The organism is Listeria grandensis FSL F6-0971 (assembly GCF_000525835.1).
In the GTDB taxonomy this organism is placed as follows: domain Bacteria; phylum Bacillota; class Bacilli; order Lactobacillales; family Listeriaceae; genus Listeria_A; species Listeria_A grandensis.
In genome coordinates this window covers 1-24,845 of record NZ_AODD01000014.1, presented here as the reverse complement: position 1 = coordinate 24,845, position 24,845 = coordinate 1, and the positions used below count along the sequence as shown (strand labels likewise).

21 protein-coding genes, 1 pseudogene and 1 other annotated feature are annotated in these 24,845 nt (G+C 40.8%); of the genes and pseudogenes, 2 read left to right on the top strand and 20 right to left on the bottom strand.

Annotation, left to right across the window (positions count from 1 at the left end; genetic code table 11):
- Window positions 1-3 precede the first annotated feature (3 nt).
- The 11 genes and pseudogenes from PGRAN_RS09330 to PGRAN_RS09280 all read right to left on the bottom strand — a co-directional run bounded on the left by PGRAN_RS09330 (window position 4) and on the right by PGRAN_RS09280 (window position 11,709).
- On the bottom strand, window positions 4-360 hold the full coding sequence (locus PGRAN_RS09330; protein WP_051998560.1) for a hypothetical protein: 357 nt from the start codon (window positions 358-360) through the stop codon (window positions 4-6).
- A 219-nt stretch (window positions 361-579) separates the two neighbouring features.
- Complete coding sequence (locus PGRAN_RS09325) at window positions 580-777, bottom strand: hypothetical protein (RefSeq protein ID WP_036066695.1); 198 nt, start codon at window positions 775-777, stop codon at window positions 580-582.
- A gap of 75 nt (window positions 778-852) precedes the next feature.
- Window positions 853-1,575 carry a DUF1003 domain-containing protein gene (locus PGRAN_RS09320; RefSeq protein WP_036066693.1) on the bottom strand — a complete coding sequence of 241 codons (723 nt, stop codon included), beginning with the start codon at window positions 1,573-1,575 and terminating at the stop codon, window positions 853-855.
- A 120-nt stretch (window positions 1,576-1,695) separates the two neighbouring features.
- A complete protein-coding gene (gene argF, locus PGRAN_RS09315) occupies window positions 1,696-2,634 on the bottom strand; it encodes an ornithine carbamoyltransferase (RefSeq protein WP_036066691.1) in 939 nt (312 codons plus the stop codon).
- Window positions 2,634-3,782: an acetylornithine transaminase gene (locus PGRAN_RS09310; RefSeq protein ID WP_036066689.1), complete on the bottom strand. Its 1,149-nt coding sequence runs from the start codon at window positions 3,780-3,782 to the stop codon at window positions 2,634-2,636. Before PGRAN_RS09310 ends, argF begins: the two co-directional genes overlap by 1 nt.
- Complete coding sequence (gene argB / locus PGRAN_RS09305; RefSeq protein ID WP_036066688.1) at window positions 3,779-4,531, bottom strand: acetylglutamate kinase; 753 nt, start codon at window positions 4,529-4,531, stop codon at window positions 3,779-3,781. Before argB ends, PGRAN_RS09310 begins: the two co-directional genes overlap by 4 nt.
- Before the next feature lie 20 nt (window positions 4,532-4,551).
- The gene (argJ, locus tag PGRAN_RS09300; protein ID WP_051998559.1) at window positions 4,552-5,778 is read right to left on the bottom strand and encodes a bifunctional ornithine acetyltransferase/N-acetylglutamate synthase; all 1,227 of its coding nucleotides are present in this window, start codon (window positions 5,776-5,778) and stop codon (window positions 4,552-4,554) included.
- Window positions 5,779-5,790: 12 nt separating this feature from the next.
- Window positions 5,791-6,819: an N-acetyl-gamma-glutamyl-phosphate reductase gene (gene argC / locus PGRAN_RS09295; RefSeq protein ID WP_036066686.1), complete on the bottom strand. Its 1,029-nt coding sequence runs from the start codon at window positions 6,817-6,819 to the stop codon at window positions 5,791-5,793.
- Window positions 6,820-7,497: 678 nt separating this feature from the next.
- A pseudogene (thiI, locus tag PGRAN_RS09290) lies at window positions 7,498-8,710 on the bottom strand (tRNA uracil 4-sulfurtransferase ThiI).
- Window positions 8,710-9,846, bottom strand: a complete 1,137-nt coding sequence (locus PGRAN_RS09285) for a cysteine desulfurase family protein (RefSeq protein ID WP_036066684.1) — start codon at window positions 9,844-9,846, stop codon at window positions 8,710-8,712. Before PGRAN_RS09285 ends, thiI begins: the two are co-directional and overlap by 1 nt.
- Before the next feature lie 141 nt (window positions 9,847-9,987).
- Window positions 9,988-11,709, bottom strand: coding sequence for a septation ring formation regulator EzrA (locus PGRAN_RS09280; protein WP_036066682.1), 1,722 nt, complete (start codon window positions 11,707-11,709; stop codon window positions 9,988-9,990).
- 170 nt (window positions 11,710-11,879) lie between these two features.
- Between PGRAN_RS09280 and PGRAN_RS09275 the strand changes: the two genes are divergently transcribed.
- Together PGRAN_RS09275 and rpsD are read left to right on the top strand one after the other, a co-directional pair.
- Window positions 11,880-12,368: a GAF domain-containing protein gene (locus PGRAN_RS09275; protein WP_036066681.1), complete on the top strand. Its 489-nt coding sequence runs from the start codon at window positions 11,880-11,882 to the stop codon at window positions 12,366-12,368.
- 218 nt (window positions 12,369-12,586) lie between these two features.
- Window positions 12,587-13,189, top strand: coding sequence for a 30S ribosomal protein S4 (rpsD, locus tag PGRAN_RS09270; RefSeq protein ID WP_036066680.1), 603 nt, complete (start codon window positions 12,587-12,589; stop codon window positions 13,187-13,189).
- A 111-nt stretch (window positions 13,190-13,300) separates the two neighbouring features.
- Here rpsD and PGRAN_RS09265 read toward each other — a convergent pair whose 3' ends face one another.
- The 9 genes from PGRAN_RS09265 to PGRAN_RS09230 form a co-directional block, all read right to left on the bottom strand.
- Entirely contained in the window at window positions 13,301-13,762 is a 462-nt protein-coding gene (locus PGRAN_RS09265) for a GNAT family N-acetyltransferase (protein ID WP_051998558.1), read from the bottom strand.
- Window positions 13,755-15,014, bottom strand: coding sequence for a tyrosine--tRNA ligase (tyrS, locus tag PGRAN_RS09260; protein ID WP_036066678.1), 1,260 nt, complete (start codon window positions 15,012-15,014; stop codon window positions 13,755-13,757). The genes PGRAN_RS09265 and tyrS overlap by 8 nt, the downstream gene beginning before the upstream one ends.
- 50 nt (window positions 15,015-15,064) lie before the next feature.
- Window positions 15,065-15,272 (bottom strand) — a binding site (T-box leader).
- 105 nt (window positions 15,273-15,377) lie between these two features.
- Window positions 15,378-16,376, bottom strand: coding sequence for a catabolite control protein A (ccpA, locus tag PGRAN_RS09255; RefSeq protein ID WP_036066677.1), 999 nt, complete (start codon window positions 16,374-16,376; stop codon window positions 15,378-15,380).
- Between the two features lie 303 nt (window positions 16,377-16,679).
- A complete protein-coding gene (locus tag PGRAN_RS09250; protein ID WP_036066676.1) occupies window positions 16,680-17,765 on the bottom strand; it encodes a bifunctional 3-deoxy-7-phosphoheptulonate synthase/chorismate mutase in 1,086 nt (361 codons plus the stop codon).
- Between the two features lie 223 nt (window positions 17,766-17,988).
- Window positions 17,989-20,499, bottom strand: coding sequence for a putative mucin/carbohydrate-binding domain-containing protein (locus PGRAN_RS09245; RefSeq protein WP_051998557.1), 2,511 nt, complete (start codon window positions 20,497-20,499; stop codon window positions 17,989-17,991).
- 383 nt (window positions 20,500-20,882) lie between these two features.
- Window positions 20,883-21,761 (bottom strand): putative mucin/carbohydrate-binding domain-containing protein, encoded by an 879-nt coding sequence (locus PGRAN_RS15740; protein ID WP_051998556.1) that lies wholly within the window; start codon window positions 21,759-21,761, stop codon window positions 20,883-20,885.
- On the bottom strand, window positions 21,722-23,380 hold the full coding sequence (locus PGRAN_RS09240) for a M60 family metallopeptidase (RefSeq protein WP_051998555.1): 1,659 nt from the start codon (window positions 23,378-23,380) through the stop codon (window positions 21,722-21,724). Before PGRAN_RS09240 ends, PGRAN_RS15740 begins: the two co-directional genes overlap by 40 nt.
- Before the next feature lie 234 nt (window positions 23,381-23,614).
- Window positions 23,615-24,142 carry a YtxH domain-containing protein gene (locus PGRAN_RS09235; protein ID WP_036066675.1) on the bottom strand — a complete coding sequence of 176 codons (528 nt, stop codon included), beginning with the start codon at window positions 24,140-24,142 and terminating at the stop codon, window positions 23,615-23,617.
- Window positions 24,143-24,165: 23 nt separating this feature from the next.
- Complete coding sequence (locus PGRAN_RS09230; RefSeq protein WP_036066673.1) at window positions 24,166-24,624, bottom strand: DUF948 domain-containing protein; 459 nt, start codon at window positions 24,622-24,624, stop codon at window positions 24,166-24,168.
- Window positions 24,625-24,845 lie beyond the last annotated feature (221 nt).

Sequence of the window (24,845 nt, the reverse complement as noted above, 5' to 3'; positions counted from 1 at the left end):
TGGTCACGAATTCTGAGTCCACTTACCTTCATTACCTTGTTTTTCGATTTGAGACGCGGCTGATTTATAGAATTTTGTTTGATTTTTATTATACCAAGGATCATTATGAGGATTAGGTGAAAATTGATACACGTGGTTTCCAGGGTTAAAAGTCATGCCTCTGTTCTTTCCCCAAGATGTTTCACCCCATTTGTAACTAGCTCCATTTATTTTTACAGCACCACTAATACCCGCTGCTTTGGCTTGGACTACGCCTAAACCATTTTCCAAACCTACATGCCCCGTATTCACCAAATTTACACCAATAATAGAAGAAAGTCCAAAAACTACAGTCACGGAGAGCCCAACAATTTTTTTCATATGCATAAAATCTCCTACTTTCTATTTATTATAGAAGGATTAACTACTCCTAACTACAGTAATATCATAGCACTCAATTATTACATTAATTTGACGTTAACAACATAATTATCAGTTTATATAAATTGCATACATTGCCTCTAAAATAATAGCAGATGCACCTAACAAAAAATAATCTCGAGACTGCTAGTATATTTAGCAGTTCCCGAGATTATCGTCTTATATCTTTGTTATTTCTACATATTCTGCCGATGGGCTAAGCACTGCCCGACAGTCTGTTTCCGTATTTATCGTATGAATAAATCTAGGTATCTTGTCATCTTGTACTTTGAGTCTGATACTTCCAATTTCATTCAAAATGGTAGAATAATTTGTGTGTACTTGGAAGCGTTTAAAAATCGCTGTCATCCGCTCCATTTTAATCCATCCTCCCTTCCTAATTATTCACATTTCAACAGCAGTTAGTAGACAGTTATCTACCAAATTAAAATATTATTTCATTTTTTTGAAATGTAGATTTTCAACCTGCTTTTGCAATTCATTGAGGGCATCGATTTGCAAGCGTTGAACTTCAATAAGATGTTGCCATTGTTCATTTAAAACATGATCTAACTTCTCATGAAGCAAACGGATTTCAATTTCGGACTTTAAGTTAATTTTATAATCGCTTTCGGATTGGGCTCTGTCTCTTGCTTCTTGACGATTTTGGCTCATCATAATAACCGGCGCTTGAATCGCAGCCAAACAGGACAATACTAAATTAAGCAGGATGAATGGATAGGGATCAAAGGGTTTCGTGAACAGCGCAATCGAATTCATGATAATCCATAAGGCTAAGATTCCCATAAAGCAAAGGATAAATCCCCAACTCCCACCAAATTTGGCAATAGTATCTGCTATTTTTTGACCTATAGAAAGATGTGACGTGAAAGCATTATCCACATCCTCTGATAAGGTTTCACCATCTTTAATGCTCTGTATTATTTTTTTATTGATGGCTTCGTTTTCTCGTGTGTCATTCTGAGCAATATCACTAATAAAATGGAGCCGAAATTCTAATAAATCACGAAAACATATAAATGAGCTCGCTGATAAATGGAAATTTTGCTTTAAAATGATACCTTGTAGCTCCTCATCCATGTCTTTTAAGAATAGTCCCTCAATTTCTGTAAATGATTTTCCACAAACAGCGCAAGATACCACTCTATTCTTCATCTGATCTACCTCGCTTCCTATTTACAATCTCCATATAATACCATTCTAACGTTCTATGTAAGCACTGTCAAATATTAAAAAATCCAACACACGCTTCAATCGTGTATTGGATTTCAATATTTATCCTAAAATCATTACTAATAATGCTTTTTGTGCGTGCAGTCTGTTGCCAGCTTGTTGGTACACAAGAGATTGTTTACCGTCAATAACAGCCGCGTCCACTTCTTCTTCGCGGTGTGCTGGTAGACAATGTAGGAAATGATAGTCAGATTTTGCGTGTGCTACGAGTTCACTTGTCACAGCGTAACCGTTGAAATCAGCAAGACGTTTTGCATTTTCTTCCTCTTGCCCCATACTTGTCCAGACATCTGTATATACAAAATCAGCATTGGTCACTGCAAGTACTGGATCCGTTGTCATGTCGATTTTAGCGCCCGTTTTTAAGGCGATTTGTTGTGCTTCCTTCAAAACGTTTCCATCTGGCTCATAACCCTCTGGCATCGCGCAAGAAATATCTAAGCCAACCATTGCAGCAGCTAATAGTAGAGAATGGCAAACATTATTTCCATCTCCGATATACGCAAGTTTTACGCCTTCAAATGTATTTTTCACTTCAAAAATCGTTAATAAATCAGCTAGCGCTTGGCAAGGGTGGTGCAGATCTGTCAGCCCATTAATGATTGGAATCGATGCGTGTTCGGCAAGTTCCTCTACACCTTCGTGGCTAAACGTCCGAATCATCACGGCGTTAATATATTCGCTAAGGACATGCGCCGTATCCTTTATTGGCTCGCCCCGCCCGATTTGTAGCTCTTTGGAAGACATCACGATCGCCTGCCCACCTAACTGTAAAATACCTGCTTCAAAGGAAACCCTCGTCCGCGTAGAGGACTTATCAAAAATCATGCCTAAAATTTGACCGCTCAACGCGTGGCTATAATGCGTTGGATTTGTCTTAATCGCAAGCGCTAACTGTACTAATTCTGTGATTTCTTCATTGCTCCATTCCAGCAGACTCAACATATCTTTTCCTTTAGTCGTTTCTTCATACTCTATCATTATTTCATCCCCACTTCCTGTTTTATAAGCACTGATTCGATCCAATTCGCCGCCTGCTCGAGTTCTTGTTTCGTGACAGTCAGTGGCGGTACTATTCGTAATACATTCGGTCCAGCTGTTAATGTGAGCAGTCCTAGTTCTTGTAGCGCGCTCACTACGTCCTTCGCCTCCATATCAAGCTCTATTCCAAGCATCAAGCCCGCTCCGCGAATCGCGACAACGTTAGCCGCTAGTTTTTCCGTGAGTAATTGTTGGAAATAGGCACCTTTTTCAGTCACATCTTCCAGAAACGCTTCATCAAAAATGATATCAATGACCGCGTCTGCTGCTACCATCGCGATTTTATTACCACCAAATGTGGAGCCATGGCTTCCTGGTCCAAATGTTGCTGCAAGTTCTGCTTTTCCAATCATTGCACCCACCGGCAAACCATTTCCTAGTCCTTTTGCCAGTGTGAAAATGTCTGGTTTGATTCCCACCTGTTCAAATGCGAAACGCGTGCCAGTGCGCCCCATCCCAGTTTGTACTTCATCGATAATCAACAAAGCACCGTACTTCTGACACAGATTGGAGGCTCCAATTAAAAATTCCTTCGTAGCTAGCAGGACGCCACCTTCCCCTTGAATAACTTCAAGCATGACCGCTGCCGTTTGTGCAGAAATCGTCTTTTCGAGTGCTTCCAAATCATTGTATGGTAAGTATGTAAATCCTGGAAGGAGTGCGCCGAAGCCATCGTGAATTTTGCTTTGACCAGTTGCTGTCATTGTGGCGATGGTTCGACCATGAAAAGACTGTTTAAATGTGATAATTTCATCGCATCCTGTATGTTTTTTAGCGAGTTTTAGCGCAGCTTCGTTAGCTTCAGCACCACTATTACAGAAAAATACGACCCGCTCCTCACCCGCCGTTAATTTCGTTGCGACTTGTTCTTGAATACTGCTTTCAAACAGATTAGAGGTATGCCAAATTTGGCCGAGTTGCTTCTGGGCAGCGGCTAATACAGTTTCATGACAATGCCCTAAATTACAAACAGCAATGCCCGATGTGAAATCCAGATATTCCTTGCCATTCGAATCTTTGACAATCGTACCTTTGCCTTCTACGATTTCGATTGGAAATTTTGCATATGTTGGGAATAAATCACTCATCCTATTTTCACTCCATCCTTTATTATTGTTCCTTGTGCTGTGATTTCGTTGGTAATGACGACTTGACCAACGCCTTGTAAAACTGCGTGTTTGGCGCTTTCGAGTTTTGGAATCATTCCGCCTGTGATAATTTCTTTCGCGAATAAACCTTCTAATTCCGCCGTATCGATATGCGCCATAACCTCTCCCGCATCAAGCACACCGGCAACATCCGTTAGCAAAATGAGCGTTTCTGCTTGGAGAGCAGTAGCCACTGCACATGCTGCTACATCAGCGTTCACATTCAACCATTCTGCTGTGGTCGTTAAGCCAAGCGGTGCAATAACTGGAACAATTTGCTGTTCTATCAGACCTTTGATTAACTTGGTTTTAACATGTGTGATCTCACCGACAAAACCTAGTTCCCCGTCTGCCAATTGTTTCGCCTGCATCAAACCTGCATCCCCCGCATGCAACCCTACTGCCGTAATTGCTTCTTTTTCTAGCGCAGTTACGATTTCTGGCTGTACTTGACCGATTAAGACCATCTTCGTCACAGCGAGCGTTTCTTTCGTTGTAACTCGCAAGCCGTCCTTCGTTTCCACAGGGATGCCTAGCGCCTCCATCATTTTACTGATCTGAGCACCGCCTCCATGCACAAGAACCACTTGTTTCCCGTTCGCTTGCCACGTTTTGATTTGCTTGAAAAAACTTTCATCAAGGTGACTTCCCGCGACGCCACCTATTTTCACAACAACAGTTTCATTCATCCCATTCACGCCCCTTTATTTCACGTCCGATAACATGCATTTATTTTGACGTAATCATAGCTCAAATCGCATCCCCAAGCGGTTCCTTCTTCTATCCCGCTATGCAAATTAACCTCGATTAAAATAGTTTCTTTTTGCAGATAGGCGGCAAGTATTTCTGGATCGTACGCCGCTGTCTCACTTTTTTCTAAAATAGCAATCTCGCCGATTTTAATCGTAATATTATCTGGTGAAAAACGGCCACCGCTGTAGCCAATGGCGCAAATAATCCGGCCCCAGTTGGCATCCTCACCGAACATCGCAGTTTTCACGAGGCTTGATGACACAATCTGTTTAGCGATCATCCTAGCGTCTACTTTTGAAGTGGCGCCCTTGACTTGCGCTTCGATTAGCTTTGTCGCACCCTCGCCATCACGTGCAATGCTTTTCGCTAAATGTTGACAAACAGCATAGAACATCTTGGTAAATACAGCAAATTCTGGCGTACCTTCAGAAAATGATGCATTTCCAGCACAACCATTCGCCATCACAACAACCATATCGTTTGTCGATGTATCTCCATCCACCGTTATTTGATTGAAGGTTTGATCTACTTTTTGTTTTAGCAATTTTTGCAATAGTTCAGCTGAAACTGCCGCGTCTGTCGTAATGAACGAGAGCATCGTCGCCATGTTTGGATGAATCATCCCTGAACCTTTCGCTACACCCGAAATGGTAATCGTTTTCCCGCCGATTTCACTCTGTAATGTCAGTTCTTTTTGCACCGTATCCGTTGTTAAAATTGCTTCATGGAAATCACTGCTTCCACCAACATTCACCTGTAGCGACTCGATCCCCGCTGTCACTTTTTCCATTGGTAAGTAGTCACCAATCACGCCTGTTGATGCAATCGCAACACTTGATTCCGCAATTCCTAAATGTTTGGCCGTGATTGCCCGCATTGCAAAGCCATCATCCAAGCCCTGTTTCCCCGTACACGCATTGGCAACACCGCTATTGACAACGATTGCCTGCAACGTTTGATCCACCGCCAAGCTATCCTTCGTTACAAAAATCGGCGCAGCTTGCATTTGATTCATTGTATAAACCGCCGCAGCCGCAGCTGGAACTTCCGAAAAAATCACACCAATATCCTTCTTTTTGCGCTTCAGACCACAATGTTTACCGTCCGCAAAAAAACCAAGCGGTGTCGCAATCGTGCCATTTTCTATCGTGATCCAGCCCTCTTTCTCCAAAACCTTCTCCATCTTTCTTCCCCCTTAAGGATAAACCGGTATAAAATCAAGCCCCGCCGTTTCATCAAAACCAGCCATCAAATTCAAATTTTGAATCGCTTGTCCCGCGGCCCCTTTGACCAAATTATCAATCACAACCACAATCGTAATCATATTTGTTCGCGCATTATAACAAAGTCCAATATCGCAGAAATTCGATGCTGTCACTTGCTTCAGCGTCGGATACACATCTTTTTCTTGCACTCGCACAAACGGTTTCCCATCATAACTCTCACGGTACAACGCCAAAAGTGCCTCCGTCGATGTTTCCACGTTCGCCTTCACATATATCGTGGCAAAAATGCCTCGCGTCACCGGAATCAGCGACGTCGAAAATGTAATCGCATCGATGCTTGCATCCCACACACGCAACTGCCTAATAATCTCCGGAATGTGCTGATGCTGATTCATTCGATACAGCGTCATATTCTCATTCGTCTCCGGAAAATGCGTATTCGCGCCCGGCGTCTTGCCCGCCCCAGATATACCAGATTTCGCATCTACAATAATCGAACCCGGCTCGATCAAACCATGCATCACAAGTGGCGCCAAACCAAGCAATGTCGCCGTCGCATAACACCCTGGGTTCGAAATAAACGTCGTATCTAGATTCTCCCGCCATTCCGCTAAACCATATTCCGCCTGATTCAAGTAAGCAATCGGCGCCGCATCCTTGTTGTACCACTTCTCATATTTTTCCTTCGACAATCGGAAATCCCCCGACAGATCAATAACCTTCATCCCAACATCAATAAACGGCTGTGCAGCTTCCTTCGCGACCCCACTTGGCGTTGCTAGAAAAACAGCTTCACTTTCCTCCGCAATTTTAAGCGCGTCAATCTCGACTAATTCGTGATGATACACCGTATGTAAATGCGGATAAAATCGCGATATATCGTCCGTCTGGGCGGAGAAACTATGCAAAGATGCGATCTCCACTTGCGGATGTTGATGTAACAATCGGAGTAATTCGAGTCCTCCATAACCTGTTGCTCCAATAATCGAAACTTTCATTATTTTCCCACCCTTCTTATTTTTTATGATAAAGCTTATTATAAACTTGTATATTTATAATGTCAAATGGTTTTTTATAAATTATAAAACTGTTTTATACAATATTATTGTATATTATCACTATTTTTTATGCAAATTTTTTTCACATACATTAAGTAAGAAGAATTCATCTAGTATTGACTTGGCACATATCTTTATCTACAATTTAATCCGACTCACAAAAATAACGATGATAAATCCAAATTCTAAATTTCTCATAATGACCGCTTGAGACAAAACGATCATAAATTAGATCTTACAAAGATAGTAGCAGAACCGTGTGGTTGTCCATTGCTCATTTTCTATCGCCATTACCGTAGCAGTTATCCCTTGGTAAGATGCATGTACAGCGACCGTTGAATCAGGTGTAGCAGTTCCTAAAATCGTCGTTTATTTTTCTGTCGCTACTATTGTTATAGTAAATTCTCAGCAGGTGAGCTGGTCAATCTAGCTAGGAGTGATAACGCCATCACTTGTTTACCCATTTTCATTTTTGAACTACCCTTTTACAATCTGAATTATCAGAAAAATAAAGAGGTGACACTTTCACGTAAGAGAGGCTCCTGATAAGCTACATACCAACAATACTGTTCTAAACCAAATAAAAAAAACGACACCATCACCGGCATCGTCTCCCTTTTAAAATAGGTCTGAAAACTCATCTTGTACTTTATTCAAATCAGCGACTTCCACGGAGAATGTTTCCGTCATATTCACGGCTTCTTGTACCATCGCCTCAAAATCAATAAAGCTTTCATAACGCTCTACTTTTTCGAGCTTGGGTCGCGTTTTGGGAGAAGGTGGTGTGAAAATCGTGCAACAATCCTCGAACGGCTGTACAGAAATATCATACGTGTCAATCGCTTGGGCAATCTCGATAATCTCATTTTTATCCATCGAAACGACTGGACGGATAATCGGTGTCCCTGTCACCGCATTGATTGCGAGCATACTCTCTAGCGTCTGGCTTGCTACCTGACCTAAACTCTCGCCATTCACAATCGCTAGCCCCTCATGGCGTTTGCGCAATTCATCTGTAACTCGCAACATCATGCGACGCGTCACGGTCATGGTGAAGCCCTCTGGAATCTGCTTTTTAATCATTTCTTGAATCGCAGTAAAAGGCACAACATGCATCTTCACCTGTCCACTATACTTCGCCAGTTTTCCAGCTAAATCTACCGCTTTTTGACGGGCGCGTTCACTCGTATATGGTGGGCTATGGAAATGCACAGCCTCTATCTCCACGCCTCGCTTCATCGCCAAATAACCCGCAACTGGGCTATCAATCCCGCCAGAAAGCATCAACATTGCGCGACCAGAAGAACCCACCGGCAGACCACCAGCACCCTGAATTGTCTGACACGACAAGAACACGCCTTCACTTCGAACGTCCACAAGTAACTTCACGTCTGGTTTTTTCACATTGACATGCAAATCATCTATATTCTGCAAAATGTAGCCACCAAGCTCATGATTAATCCCATTCGTATCCAGTTCAAACGACCGGTCCGCACGTCTGGCATTCACCTTGAAACTTCCACCTGCTTCATGCATAGCGCGCACCAAAGAAAGCCCCGCTTGCTTCATCTCTTCCAAGTCCTGTGGCACACGAACCGCTGGACTAAACGACTGAATCCCGAAAATCGGACGCAATCGCTCAAGAATCACCTGATCATCCGCACCATTGAGAAGTAAATACATCCGATCTCGCTCGCCGAACACCTTTACCTCTGGAAAATCACCAATAGCACGCTTCACATTATGCGCTAATTTTTTTTATAAATTGTTTTCGATTTCGACCTTTTGTTGATAATTCGCCGTACCGAACGACTATACGATCATATTTCATCATTTCACCACTTCATTCAAATTTTTAATTATCACTTGTACTACTTCTATAAAGCGCTCTGCCTCTGCCATCGTATTCTGATAAGACAAGCTCACACGAACCGCACCTACAGCTTCTGCATCCGTTACATGCATTGCCTTTAATGTACTGCTAGCAAGCTTGGCGCGCGATGAACACGCACTCGTCGTCGATACATAAATCTCATATTCTGCGAGCGCATGCACTAAAATTTCGCCTCGATGCCCAACAACTGAAAAACAGCAAATATGTGGCGCCGCCTGATTTTTATCTGTATGAATGGACACTTCTGGCATCTCATCCAGTGCCCCCAACAAATAATTACGTATCACCAACAGATCGATAGCATGTGCTTTTTGATCTTCCAATCCAATTCGTAACGCTTTCGCAAAAGCCACCGCGCCCGCCGTATTTTCCGTCCCGCTACGCAACCCAAACTCTTGTCCACCGCCATCAAGCAATGGCATTAACGAAACAGATTTCTTCTTAATTAAAACCCCAGTTCCCTTCAAAGCATGCACTTTATGCCCAGAAATCGTTACCAAGTCAACGCCAGTAAAATCAAGCGCTACCTTCGTCAAACCTTGCACATGATCCACATGAAAAAAGGTTTTCGGACGCACGTCAAGGATTTCCGCAATTTCCGAAATGGGTTGAACCGAGCCTACTTCGTTGTTTACATGCATAACTGAGACTAAAATCGTATCTTCCCGTAATGCATTTTTCAAGTCATCGAGAGAGATAACCCCTGATGCATTCACCGGAAGCCGAGTCACCTCAAAGCCTTGTGTTTCCAAATAACCCATCGTATTTTGAACCGATGGATGCTCAATTGCCGTCGTAATAATATGTTTTCCTCTATTAGAATAGAATCCCGCAACGCCCTTAATCGCCATATTATTGCCTTCTGTTCCACCAGATGTAAAAATAACCTCTTCCGGCAGTACGCCAAGCATTCCTGCCACGAGCGTCCGTGCTTGTTCATGCAATTCGTTCACTTTCACCCCATACCGATGCAGCGAAGACGGATTCGCAAAATAATTCGTCGCTACTTTCGTATACGTCTCCATACAAGCATCTAGCGGCTTTGTCGTCGCACTATTATCCAAATAAATCATTCCAAAGCCCCCATGAATCTAATCTCATTTAAACATTTTATCATATAAAAACAAACTTCGCCCAATAAATAATAAAAAATCTTCGGCTTCCCGACGTAACTCAGGCAAACCGAAGATTCTTACGAGCTTGGGACGACCTCCCTATTCCTCGACTTCATCCACATTTATCTTCATTTCATACGCCTTTTCAATCTTTTTGAAAGCGCTCGGTTCCACTTTTTCCAAAGCTGTCACCGCGATTTCTAGTGCTTTCTTATATTGATAATCATCATAGAAATGATCTTCTGCTTTGCGCAGTGCTATCGCAAGGTCGGGTGTCTGCAACCGGTAGCGATTGGCATACTGAATCACTTGTTCCACTAAATGCGCATTCTCAATCATTTCATCCGCCTTCTCTGTCAAATGATCTAAATCTTCCTGTGCCACACGCCATTCATGACTCACAGCCTTCATGTTCAGCGGCTTCTCTTCTAGTTTTTCTTCCAGCTTCGTAATCGACTGTTCCATATGGTCACACAACGCAGTATACTCCTCTGGCTTACCAGGAAGGCGCTCACGATCTAATCTACGGCTTAAGTTTAGAATGGCCCGACGCATCCGATCCGCATCTTCACGCGCCTCTAACTCATCTTTTCTGAGCGAACGTAATTCTTCTGCAAATGTATCTTGCTCCAATGCCACACTGGACACGATCGCATCCATTTCCTTCAACGTATCTTCCGCTGCTGAATACGCAATTTTAACCTCTGATAGGCGTTCTGTTAAGGTTGCCAACTGCTCTTTTTGCGTTTCCAGCTGACTCGCCACTTTCAAATAAGTTGCGAGCTCATCCTCAGACACGTGATATGTCTGCTTCACTTCTTTGATTTGCTCCGCTAGCGCATCCGAAACATCGATCTGCTTCTCTAACTTCGCCTCCACAACAATGCGGTTTTCCTTCACAAAATGACGTGCCTCCACCTCGTGCTCCAGTGTATCATAAAACAGGTTAATCTCCGTATGCAGTTCCGCGACACCATTTTCGACGGCTTCTAATTCTCCTGCAACGATCTTCCCTTTCAAATCGGAGACACGACCGCGCATCCGTTCCAGCTCAGCCGCAAGCTGCAATTGCTCTAAATAATAGCCTTGCTGCACCATTTCATCATAGCCAGCCTGCAATTTCCCCATTTCATCCGGCAAAATAATATCACTTTCCCGCAACAACCCAGGAATCTTCTCCAATTGTACTGCCAACTTCTCCAAATCGTGCTGTACATTCAAGACGGTTTCACGCGCTTCCAAGTAATCCCCTTGATCGGTCAGCATATCAAAGCGGTTCAAGTTCTCCGCAATCGTATCAAGCTGGCCTTCGACATCATGTAGCGCATCACCAAGTTTATAACCATTGCTAAGCACATCGCGTCGCAACGTCGTAAACTTATCTTTTGCCAACCTGATATCTTGCGCATTGCGTTCCTCACTAGCAATTAATTCCTTCAATCCACGCAAAATTTGCTTCATCTGCGTATCGATTTCATGAATCACCTGCTCCACCTGATTTTCTACCTGCGTGGCTTGACGGAACTGATACCGATCCGTATGTTGCTCCGCGCCTAAAATATATTCTTCTAAATTCGGAAATAATTTCGTCGCAATCTCATCCCACGAATCACGCCACGATTCAAATAGATCCTCCGTTTGTCCTGTAAGCTTCAACTTCTTCACCTTCGTAAGCTCGTCGATCACTGGACGCTCCATCAATTCTATTTTTTGCTCCTCCAACGCGTTAATGCGCTGATAATGCTTTTTCTTCATTATGTACCCGGCTGCAAAAATCACGACCACGATCACTACAAAGCCGACCAAATACCAAACAAACATGCCGTTTCCTCCTAATTATTCCATTATCTCTATTTTTTTTTAATCACATCATTAAGTAAAAATGAAAAATCCGTGCTATACTAACTCATTATACACATAAACTATTCTAACACGATTCTTCTGTATTTACCTTATTTAAAACCAAAAATAATGAAAAAGTGGTGAAAAAAATGATCGAAATTCCAAAATTCACTGGAACCAAAGCAGAAAACTATCAATTATGCGTCAAACAGGTTGAAGCCATGATCGCTGGGGAGCCAAACTTCATTGCCAATATTAGCAATATCTCGGCTCTACTAAATCAAGCACTAACCGACATTAACTGGGTGGGTTTTTATTTATATGAGGAAGTGAGTAATCAGCTTGTTCTCGGACCATTTCAGGGTTTACCTGCCTGCATTCGCATTCCTCTTGGTCGTGGCGTCTGCGGTTCTGCTGCTGCTGAACAAAGAACCTATCTCGTTCAAAACGTTCACGATTTCCCTGGACATATCGCGTGTGACGCTGCCTCAAACTCCGAGATTGTCATCCCAATCGTTCATAATGGCAAACTCTTAGGCGTGCTCGATGTCGATAGCCCCTCTTTAGCACGCTTTGACACGGTTGATCAACAATATTTAGAACAAGTAGTTACTATTTTGAAAGCATCCCTACAATAAAGATTGACAAGAACACTGAAACTATACTATACTAGAAAGCGTGTAAAATGCAGCTTGAGTGATGATGAATATGACCGTTGTTTATCCCCGATTTTTTCGTGGTGTATCCTGTAACCTGCTGCTGCAAGGGCGAAGATACATGAAGATAAACTGCACGTATTTGGTTGGTCACACTTGTTTGTTTTATGCTAAAACAAATTTAAAGGAGGAGTCAATCCATGGCTCGTTATACAGGTCCAAGTTGGAAGATTTCCCGTCGTTTAGGGTTATCACTTTCAGGAACAGGTAAAGAATTAGAACGTCGTCCGTACGCTCCAGGGCAACACGGTCCGACACAACGCAAGAAAATCTCTGAGTACGGTTTACAACAAGCAGAGAAACAAAAATTACGTCACATGTACGGCTTAACAGAACGTCAATTCAAAAACACGTTCGTAAAAGCTGGCAAACTACAAGGTAAACACGGTGAGAACTTCATGATCTTACTTGAACAACGCCTTGACAACGTGGTATACCGTTTAGGCCTTGCTCGCACTCGTCGTGCAGCACGTCAATTAGTAAACCACGGACACATTTTAGTAGATTCAAAACGCGTAGACATTCCTTCTTACCAAGTATCAGCTGGTCAAGTAATCAGTGTTCGCGAAAAATCTCTTAAATTATCAGCAATCGCTGAAAGCTTAGATGTTGCGGCATTCGTGCCTGAATACCTAACTTTCGACGCTGAAAAATTGACAGGTACATTAAACCGCCTGCCAGAACGTTCAGAGCTTCATGCTGAAATCAACGAAGCATTTATCGTAGAATTCTATTCACGTTAATACGCGTTAAAAACATCGAGTGCACTTGTTGCATTCGGTGTTTTTTGTTTGGACTGTTTGAAACAAAAGGAAAAGACTACTACGAAATTCCCGTAGCAGCCCTTTCCTATCTTATAAAACTTTTCTCATATTAATATCGACCGTTTCAAACCCCATTTTTTCGTATACATGAAATGCTCGCTTATTATGCCCGAAAACATGCAGGCCAATCTCTGAAATACCAGCCTGACGCGCTTTTTCTTCAAGCACACGCAACAATTCACTGCCATATCCTTGATTTTGGAACGCTTCGAAAATCATAATATCATATATAAAATACGTATTCTTCTCCTCAAAGACCCATAACGTTCCTATTTTTTCATCCTTCCTATCAAGAATATCCCATAAAAAATGATCTTTCGTCATGACTCCATTAGATAAAAGATGCACCATCTCAAATCTCGCTTGGTCCAAAGCATCTTCTTTATCCCAAATCCCGGCTTGAACCTTATCTTTTGCATAATCCACACTGAGCGCCTCTGAAAAGACTGGAAAAGTCTCCTGCTTCATCGGCACCAATCGCAACTTACTCATAGCGCACCAAGAAATACTTTTTCTTGCCACGGCGAACAATCGTAAAGCGATCTTCCACTCGATCTGCGCTTGTCACCATTTTTTCAAGATCTTGTACACGTTCCCCGTTCATATAGATTGCGCCATTCCCAATATCTTCACGCGACTGGCGTTTCGATGGCTCTATACCGAGTTCCACAAGCCAATCCACAAGCAGCGCCTCTTCCTCGCTTGCAACAAATGTTGGTACATCTTTAAAGCCTTGCTCAATCTCATCAGCTGTAAGTGCCTTGACATCCCCACTAAAAAGCGCTTCTGAAATTTTAATCGCTTGATCCAGTGCTGCTTGACCATGAATAAATCGCGTCATTTCAGCAGCCAATGAACGCTGTGCAGCCCGGCGATGTGGCTCTAATTTCACCGCTGACTCCAGGTCATTGATCTCCCCTTGATCCAAAAACGTGAAGTATTTCAAGTATTTCACAACATCACGATCATCCGTGTTAATCCAGAACTGGTAGAATTCATACGGCGTCGTTTTCTCTTTATTTAACCAGATTGCACCGCCTTCTGTTTTCCCAAATTTCGTCCCGTCCGCTTTCGTCAACAACGGAATCGTCAAACCAAATGCTTTCGAGCCTTCTCCTTGTTTTTTACGAATCAGATCCAGCCCCGCCGTAATATTGCCCCATTGGTCGCTTCCACCGATTTGCAAACGACAATTGTGCTTCTCATATAGCTCATTGTAATCCATCGCCTGCAAAATTTGGTACGCAAACTCCGTAAACGAAATCCCGACTTCCAAACGATTCGCAACAATATCCTTCGCCAGCATCGTGTTCACATTGAAATTCTTCCCATAATCGCGCAAGAAATCAAGCACCGTCAGATCATTCGTCCAATCATAGTTATTCACCATAATCGCGCCATTATCACCAGCAAAATCAAAAATTGTCTCCAATTGCCCGCGCAAACTTTCCACGTTTTTATTTACTTGCTCAATGGACTGCAGTTGGCGTTCTTCCTTCTTACCACTCGGATCACCAATAGATCCTGTCGCGCCACCAACTAAAATAATTGGGCGATGTCCTTTATTTTGAAAACGGCGTAAAATCATAAATGGAATCAAATGCCCAATATGCATCGAATCTCCCGTCGGATCAATGCCACAATAAAGCGAAATCGATTCCTTCTCCGTCAGTTCACGAAGTCCCACCTCATCTGTTTGTTGATAAATCGCGCCGCGCCATTCTAGCTCATCAATAATATTCATATCATTCTCTCCTTCTCGTTTTCAATTAAAAAAGCCCCTTCGTCTATAGACGAAGGGACGCAAAATATACGTGGTACCACCCAACTTAGGAAAAACTTCTTCCTCGCTTCATTAAGATAACGGCAAAAAAACCGTTTGCAAATGCAAATACGCTCCGGGATGTAATTCATCACACTTATTTGTACTGGTTCACAGCTCCCACCAGCTCTCTTTTTAAAACAGGGATAAGCGACTACTTCGTCCGTTCATAGCTTTTCGATATGTTGTTGTATCTCTATTTTTAACATAGCCTCAAAAAAATGTCAAGGCACACATAAAAAACCGAGCACATCTAAACCTAGACCCGCCCGGCTTTAAAAAAATTTAACGCGTTGTTCCGCGCATTTTTTCGCTATGTGGTAAAATGACTGTTTTTTCTTCTACTTCTTCATTAGCCATCAATTTCGTTAATAAACGCATAGCAACCGCACCAATATCGTACAGAGGCTGAACAACCGTTGACAACTGTGGACGCGCCATCAATGTTAATTTCGTATTGTTCGACGTGACGATTTCAAGCTCTTCTGGCACTTTCACACCAGCATCAAGCGCCGCATTTAGAACACCCATCGCAAGCTCGTCATCTGCTATATAAATCGCATCCGGTGTTGCTTTAAGCGAATTTAGCTGCGCCCAAGCTTTCACGCCTGATTCATAATTGTAAGAGGCTTCCAACACGTAATCTTCGTTAAATTTAATCTTCGCCTCTTTTAGCGCCTCACGGTACCCGCCTAATTTCAATTCACTATTAACAGGCTCATCTAATGAACCACTAATAAACGCGATTTTCTTGCGACCATTCTTCGTGAAACGAGATACAGCCTCATAGCTTGCTTGTTTATAATCAATGTTCACCGATGCAATTTTATTCGCCGCATCAACCGAACCTGCCAAAACAACTGGGGCCGGCGAACGATCGAATTCTTCTTGCAACTGCTCTGAAATACGTTCACCCATGTAAATAATTCCATCTACTTGTTTACCAAGCAAAGTGTTCAACACTTGTAGTTCCTTATCTTCATTCTCATCTGAATTACTCAAAATGATATTGTACTTGTACATCGTCGCGATATCTTCAATCCCACGCGCCAATTCCGCATAAAATACATTCGAAATATCCGGAATCATCACACCAACCGTCGTCGTTTTCTTGCTCGCTAGCCCTCTAGCCACTGCATTTGGACGATATCCTAACTGTTTAATGACATCTAACACTTTCTTTCTAGTAATTGGCTTAACATTCGGGTTGCCATTGACAACACGAGAAACCGTCGCCATTGAAACATTCGCTTCACGCGCCACATCATAAATTGTTACATTCATTTATTTCACTCTCCAAAAATTAATTTATTTTAACGGTTAGCCATATGTAACCATTGTAAACGGAAACAACCTTGCCTACACTTAATAATACGATAGTTTTTTTCGTTATGCAATTGTTTTCACTTATTATTTACATTACTAAAAATTCAGAAGAAAGCGTTTTATTTGAATTTCTACGTTTAAAGATAAATGAAAGCGCGTGATATCAGGTGTTAAACCACTTTAATAGCCGCTGTCATCTCTAAGTTTATGTACATGAAAAAGTGGCTAGGAAATGATTTCCTAGCCATTTTTTAAATAGGATTATTGGATATTTTCAGGAACTAATTTTGATTTCAAAATCGCTTCCCAGAAAGCATCAAACTCTTTCAAGTCCATTTGTTGTGCGGAATCAGATAACGCTACTGCTGGATCTGGATGCACCTCAGCCATCACACCATCTGCGCCAATTGCGAGCGCCGCTTTTGCACATGGAAGTAATAAATCTTTACGACCTGTAGAATGTGTTACGTCAACCATTACTGGCAAATGTGTTTCTTGTTTTAGAATTGGTACAGCAGAAATATCTAATGTATTACGTGTTGCTTTTTCGTACGTGCGGATGCCACGTTCACAAAGAATGATTTGATCGTTCCCTTGCGCCATGATATATTCCGCAGCGCCAACAAACTCTTCAATTGTTGCTGATAGTCCACGCTTTAATAGGATTGGCTTATCTACTTGACCGACCGCTTTTAAAAGTTCGAAGTTTTGCATGTTACGCGCACCGATTTGGATCACATCGATATGATCTAAAGCCGCTTCAATGTCGCGAGGTGTTACAATTTCGCTAATAACGCCAAGACCGAACTCATCTGCTACACGCTTTAGGATTTGTAAACCTTCCAGACCAAGACCTTGGAAATCGTATGGGCTTGTACGCGGTTTAAACGCACCACCGCGCAGTAGTTTCAACCCTTTATCACGCACAGCACCTGCCACTGTCGCAACTTGCTCATAGGATTCTACGGAACAAGGGCCAAATACGAATGTTGGAACGCCATTTCCGATGGGAACGCCATTCACATTCACGATTGTATCCTCTTTCTTATTTTTGCGTGAAACAAGTAAAGCCTTCGAGTGGTCGTCTTCTTGCAACTCTAAACCAGCTTTAAAAATTTCTTTAAATAATTTCTCAATTGTGCTATCTTCAAAAGGACCTTTATTCGCATCTGTAATCGCATTTAGCATTTGACGCTCACGGACTGGGTCAAAGCGAATTACGCCTTGCATACCTTTGATTTTGCCGATTTCTTGTACTAGGTTTGCTCGTTTGTTAATTGCCTCTAGCACCTCAATATTTAAGCTATCGACTTGTGCGCGTAACTCTTCTAAATTTGGGTTTCCCATGTTCTTTGCCACCTCTCCAATTTCTCTGCATGTCTTTGTAATGTATATCTTTTCATTATAGATGAAAAATAATAATTTGTCACCATGCCACTTTCTCACTTAAGCGCTTTTAAGCGTTAAATCTAATAATATAATACTAACATTACTCCCCCCTAATTGCAAGCTTATTTTTATACAGCACAAAAAACATGTAGCAGCTTGGCCACTACATGTTTTCCCGTTCTTATTGCGTTATTTCTAGTTCTAACTGATGCATTTCTGAACCTCTTGCATCGTAGCCAATGATACTCACTGTATCCGTAAAACGAATTCGCTTGCTTATGAGGTCACTGAATGTATACGTATGATTGATTGGATTCAAAGTAGCCACTTGTACTATTCTTCCTTCCGCAAGAAGTTTGACAGCAACAATATCTGCACCATATTTCCCTGAAAAACTATCTTTGGCCAAACTTAGCTTAGACGGTGCTGTGATTGAAATGCTAAGGTACGGCTCTTCCATCTCTTCTGCTACTTCTATTTCTGGGATTAACTCGGCATACTTTTCCAATAATTGTGTCTTAGTTGGTTCGGATAACTGTTGGATTGCAAGCCATACATCATCTTTCATCTCTGAATTTGCAGCATTCGCTATGGACGTATTAGCTTGGATTTTTGCTGCTTCTTCATTGATTTTTGTAATGAGATTCTCTTCAGGATTATTTTTAAGTGACTCATTTACCAAGCCCTTGTTTGTTATGATAAATGTATTTATTTGTTTTGATGTATCAACAATGTTTGCGCCATTTACTTTTAAACGACCTGGTTCTGCATGATAGATCCGTAATTTATATCCTGCTTTGATATCTATTTCAGCTTTATCAACAACATTATTCTTACCAGTCATTGATTTCGTATACACAACTGCACCATTCGTATCTAACACTTCTAATTTAGCATAAACAACATCTGCAAAATAATCATGAGGTGTAGTAGAGTTAGTAGTGACAGCTAACTTACCTTGATCTAACTTTACCGTAGCAGAAGAAAACTGCCCATCCCCTATTCCTAAGAACTGAATTGTTTGATTTACTATAGATCCCATAGTTTTCGGTGTATATTTGATCGTACATTCATTTGTCGTCTCTTTTACACGTAGATAGTAATTATCTAAGCTATATTTCGCCGTTTTACCTGTTGGCGCATCGATTGTGTATATGCCATTAGGTAATGTCCCAAGCGAAATATCTTTCCCTGTTATTTCTACTTTCTTAACTTCCTTTTTCCCGTTCTTGATCGTTAAGTATTGACCTTTTACTTGTGCTAAATCATCAATATCTAGATGAATTGTAGCTGTTCCTGATAGACCACTTTTTGCTAATTGTTCTGTATCTACAAAGTTCAGATACGATTTCAGGCCTAAAAGATTTTGAATAGTCTCAAGTTTAGATGCAGGCACAAGTTCTACCAACGGTGCAACTGCGGTATAGCCCTTCGCACGGTTTTCTTCTTGCTGTACTTTTGACATGACTCCCCCTGATGTCTGAATAACTGGTGTGAAATCAAAGCCGCTAGCCTGTCCAAAATATTTGGAAACTAAATCCAGCAAATAATGCTCGTTAGCTACAAAACCCTTTGTATTAGCTAGTTTACGATATTCTTGGTTAAACGTTGTTAAGCCTTTATCCCCAGATTTTTCAAGGAATAACAATAAATATTCTTGCTTAGGATAGTCGCCCCAATCGTTCACTGGTTTCTTATCCGTAGTATGCCACCATTCATCCATTGTGTCATCCTTAAATTTCTGCGCACTTTTAGCAGCAGCTATCCCTGCTTCTGATGTATCCTTTTTCCAAACACTATTATTATAAGTCCATGCGTATAGCATATTCCAGACTTCATTAGTAGTGAACGACCCATCATTAAAAGCGCCTTGATATCCGTGACCTATTTCATGTAAAGCAAGCAAACTAGTTGATAAAAATGGCTCTACAGTGTCACCAGAAGCGGCTGTATGACTTCCTCCATAATAGGCATAGTTACTACCAACACTACTTTTATCAGCTTTCATGAAATACTTGTTAGGAATATTTTTATCTGTAGGATTTTCTGGTGTGAATGATAAGCCAGCTAATTCATTATACTTCTCAAATGCATGAGTGTAATAATCGCATAACTCAGAAATCGTTTTAAAATGAGGCATCTTTTTCATATAGGCCTTATCTTTTTCAGATACCAAAATTTGGAAATACCTTGATTTTATAAGAGCAAATTCCGCGTCTGTGCTATCCCAGTCTTTAAAAAAGTCTGCTTCAGCATCGCCTTGCATGTAGTTTGGCAAAGCTTTCATCGCATTCGTTAGCTTAAATTCGATAATGGGTGCTTCACTCCCGAATGTTGTGTAAATAAATGGAACTGTTGTAAACGTATGGCTTACTTTAGTCCAAGAAGATGTGATGGAAACATTTTTTTCTGTTCTTGAATCGTCGTTTAAGAGTGCCATTCCTAGGTTCTCTGTAAACTTTGGATTCACTTGACGAATCTCTAACTCCACATTGGCTGGTAAAATAATTCCGAGATCTTGTTTATCGTGTCCAATCCCTTTCCCCAATCCCGCATTATTCAGCCATGTTGGATTCTCTAGCTTGTATAACTTCATCGTCTTGATTTCGTCAGCATTTGCTTGCATTGAAAAGCTGACACAGGTAATCGCTAGTAAAATTACTAGGAATACCGCCATTTTTAACTTTTTCATCTCAAAACCCCTTTTTAATTTTTTTTGTATGCATTTATTGGATAGCGCATACAAACCCAGTTTATCACTTTAAATGTTATTAAAAAATACTTTTTTCGGTAAAAAGTTTCATAAATACACTATTTTTGTGAACAATTTGTGACATTTATAAAATATTTATGTAAAAATTGAAAAACAGCGAGACATAAGGTTCACTGATGTTTCAGTTCTTCCCAAATGGGAGTCTAGTCTATATTCCTGATTAAGCTTTCACACATTGTATTCCGCTTTCAATTAGCCGTTTCCGCTTATGCTCTTCTTTCGACCTTATACATACAATGAAAAGGATAGGACATTTAGGGATATATTCATATCCACTTAAGTCCTATCCTCTTCTTACATTCTTACTTCGTTATGTCTATTTCTACTTGATGCATTTCTGAACCTCTTGCATCATAACCAATGATGCTCACTGTATCCGTAAAACGAATTCGCTTGCTTATGAGGTCACTGAACGTATACGTATGATTGATTGGATTCAAAGTAGCCACTTGTACTATTCTTCCTTCCGCAAGAAGTTTGACAGCAACAATATCTGCACCATATTTCCCTGAAAAACTATCTTTAGCCAAACTTAGCTTAGACGGTGCTGTGATTGATATGCTAAGGTACGGCTCTTCCATTGCTACCATTTCTGGAAATAAATCTGCGTACTCCTCCAATAATTGTGTCTTAGCTGGTTCGGATAGTAGTTGGATTGCAACCCAGATATCATCTCGAACTTCTGAATTCACCGCATTTTTCAGTAATGAATTGACTTCGATTTTTGATGCTTCTTCCTTGATTTTCGTTATAAGAAAGTCATCAGGATTATTTTTAAGCGCATCATTGATTAATCCTGTTCTTGTGATTGTAAATACGTTGGTTTGGTTTTTGGTATCCACAATTTTGGAATCATCTACTTTCAAACGCCCTGGCTCTGCATGATAAATACGCAGTTTGTAGCCTTCTTTAATATCTACCTCTGCTTTATCTACAACTGTATTCTTCCCAGTCATGGATTTCGTATAAACGATCGTTCCATTGGTGTCTAATACTTCTAATTTTGCATAAACGTTACTCTCAAAATAATCATGTGGTTTATTAGAATTCGTATTAACAAACAGTTTACCATTCTCTAAATCTACTTTAGCCGAAGAAAACTGCCAGTCAGCAATTCCTAAAAAGCGGATTGTCTGGCTTGCTAAAGAACTTTCTTTTTCGGTGTGTAATTGATAGTGCATTCATTTGTTGCTTCTTTTACATTTAAGTAATGCGTATCAAGTGAGTATTTTACGGTATTTCCTGTTGGAGCATCGATTGTGTAGATACCATTTGGTAAAGTTCCAAGCGCTACATCTTGATCAGTTATCAATACTTTTTTCACTTCTTCTTTGCCGTTTTTAATTGTTAAATACTGATCTTTTAATTGTGTGATATCATCAATATTTAGGTGGATTTTCGCTGTTCCAGACAAGCCGCTAACTCGCAATTGTGTCGTATCAACTAATGACAGGTACGACTCTAATCCTAATTTAGCTTGAATTTCTTTCACCTTAGATGCTGGTACAACGTCTACAAGTGGCGCAACTGCTTGATAACCATTTAGACGATTTTCTTCTTTTTGCTCTTTCGACATCACTCCGCTCGCTGATTCAATTACTGGCGTAAAGTCAAAACCACTTGCTTGTCCGTAATATTTGGAAATTAAATCTAGCAAATAATGATTAGCTGGTACAAATCCTGGTTCGTTTGCAATTTTGCGATATTCTTGGTTGAAGGTTGTGAACGCTTTGTCTCCAGCCTTTGCTTGGAACGTAAGTAAGATTCTCTCTTTACTTGCTCCATTCCAACTGTTCATTGGTATTCCTTTTACTTTCCACTCATCATTTAACAGTTTTTCTCGCGCTTCTTTGCTACCATTTCCATACAGTGTTCCCTTTGTAGCAAGATCTGCACCGAAATAATTTCTTTCAAAAGTTGCAGCGTAGATATTGTTCCATACTTCGCCTACACCAAAGGAAGGATCTGACATAAAGGCGCCTTGGTAACCATGCCCAATTTCATGTAAACCGCCCCACCCTGTAGATAGGTAAAACGCTGCTAGAGTATCACCAGTTTGAGCTGTGTGACTTCCGCCATAATAGGCCGCGCCTCCACCATGTGCATTTGCCTTTATGAAGTACTTGTTGGGAATGTTTTTATCAGTAGGATTCTCTGGTGTAAAGGATAACCCATCCAATTTATTATACGTTTCAAATATGCTTGTGTAATAATTGCAAAGTGCATCTATCGATTTAAAGTCTCTCATGTTTTTCATATAGGCTTTATCTTTTTTTGGAACTAGCATTTGAAAATATCTTGATTTGACAAATGCGAATTCAGCATCTGTATTATCCCATTCTTTAAAAAAGTTAGCTTCGATATCACCTTGCATGTAGATAGGCAAGACTTTCATGTTATTCGTTAATTTGAACTCGATAATTGGTGCCTCCGAACCGAATGTCGTATCGATCATAGGAACCGTTGTGTACGTGTGACTTACTTTTGTCCATGTGGACGTGATGGAAACATTCTTTTCTTTTTGGGAATCATCATTTAAAAGTTCCATTGTTAGATTCCCTGTAAATTTAGGATTCGTCTGACGAATTTCTAACTCTACATTGGCGGGCAAAATAATACCTAAATCTTGTTTGTCATGCCCAATTCCTTTATTTACTCCTGCATTATGAAGCCATGTTGGATTCTCCAATTTGTATAACTTCATCGTCTTGATTTCGTCAGCATTTGCTTGCATGGAAAAGCTGACACAGGTAATCGCTAATAAAATTACTAGGAATACCGCCATTTTTAACTTTTTCATCTCAAAACCCCTTTTAATTTTTTTGTATGCATTTATTGGATAACACATACAAATCCAGTTTACCACCTTAAATATTATTAATAAATACTTTTTAATTCTAAATGTTTCATAAAAAACCAGTTTTTGTGAACTTTTTGTGACATTTATGAATTATTTATTCCAAAATCACAAAAAAGCTATAAATCATGTACAGAAATACATGATCTATAGCCCTTTGCTATTTATAATTCATTCTTACTTTTTCAGTTCTTTTTTCGCATCGTCTACAATTTTTTCTGTCTTATCTTTCGCTGTTTTCGAAGCATCTTTCACTTCTTCTTTTGATTTATCAGCAGCATGTTTAATCTCGGACTCAGCGTCTTTCGCTTCTGATTTGAAGGTTTCACTGGCTTTTTGCGCCGCTTGTTTCGTTGCTTCAACACCCGCAACGGCAGTTTCCTTCACAGACTTCGTTTGTTTAGAAACTGTTTCGTAAAGTTGACCTGACTTATCTTTCACAACATCGACGAATCCTGCTGTAGAATCCATAATAGAATCACGTTTTTCTTTGGCTACATTGCCAATTTCGATTCCTTTTTCGTAGGCAACATCTTTCCATTGTGTACCTTTTTCTTTTAGAACGTCTACATGTTCGTTCAGGTCACCGCGTAATTCCTTACCTGATTTAGGAGCTAGAAGTAGCGCTGTTACAGAACCTACGATACCGCCGATTAAACCACCGATTAGAAAATCTTTTACGTTAATACCATCTCTTTCAGACATATATATTCCCTCCATACTTGTTTTTATAGGTTGATTGTTTCTTCGTTTGCTTCACTCGCTGCTTGTTTGGCTGCTTTGTTCGCCTTCATTTTATCACGGAAAGCTAGAATCGAATTGCTAAAGGATACTGCTTGCACGATTTTTTTCTCGTTCGTCTGTACTTTGTTGGTCGCAAGTGTCGCTAGCTCGCGAACCGATTGGCTGAGCCCAAGAAGTGATACGCCGATATCTCCAACAGCATCAAATACTGGATCCACTTTCGCCACTTTTCCATTGATATCTTCGAGAAGATTGTTCGTCTTTTCCATCAATTTCTCGGCTTGGTCTGTGATCCCCTTGACCTCACCAGTCATTTCTTCAAGCGATTTAGCTACCTCATCCATTGTCTTAGATGTCGATTTGAGCGTCATCCCAAGATAAACAGCAATAACAAGTAGCGCGATTGCAGCAATCAAAGCTGCAATGTATAAAATTATTTCCACCTTCTCCACACCTCCACGTATATCTAGCACTTTACCCCCAATGTGTCTATGTAAAACGACCATTTCTAAAGAACGGGCTGTCTTCATTTTAGCAATATTATGCGTAAAAGGGAAGTAAAATACCATGCTTGCCGATAGATCGTATTTTTAGTGTTACAGAAAGCGAATACGAAATAAATTCTTTTTGGAAGCATATTTGTGGAATTGGAGTAAACTGTAGA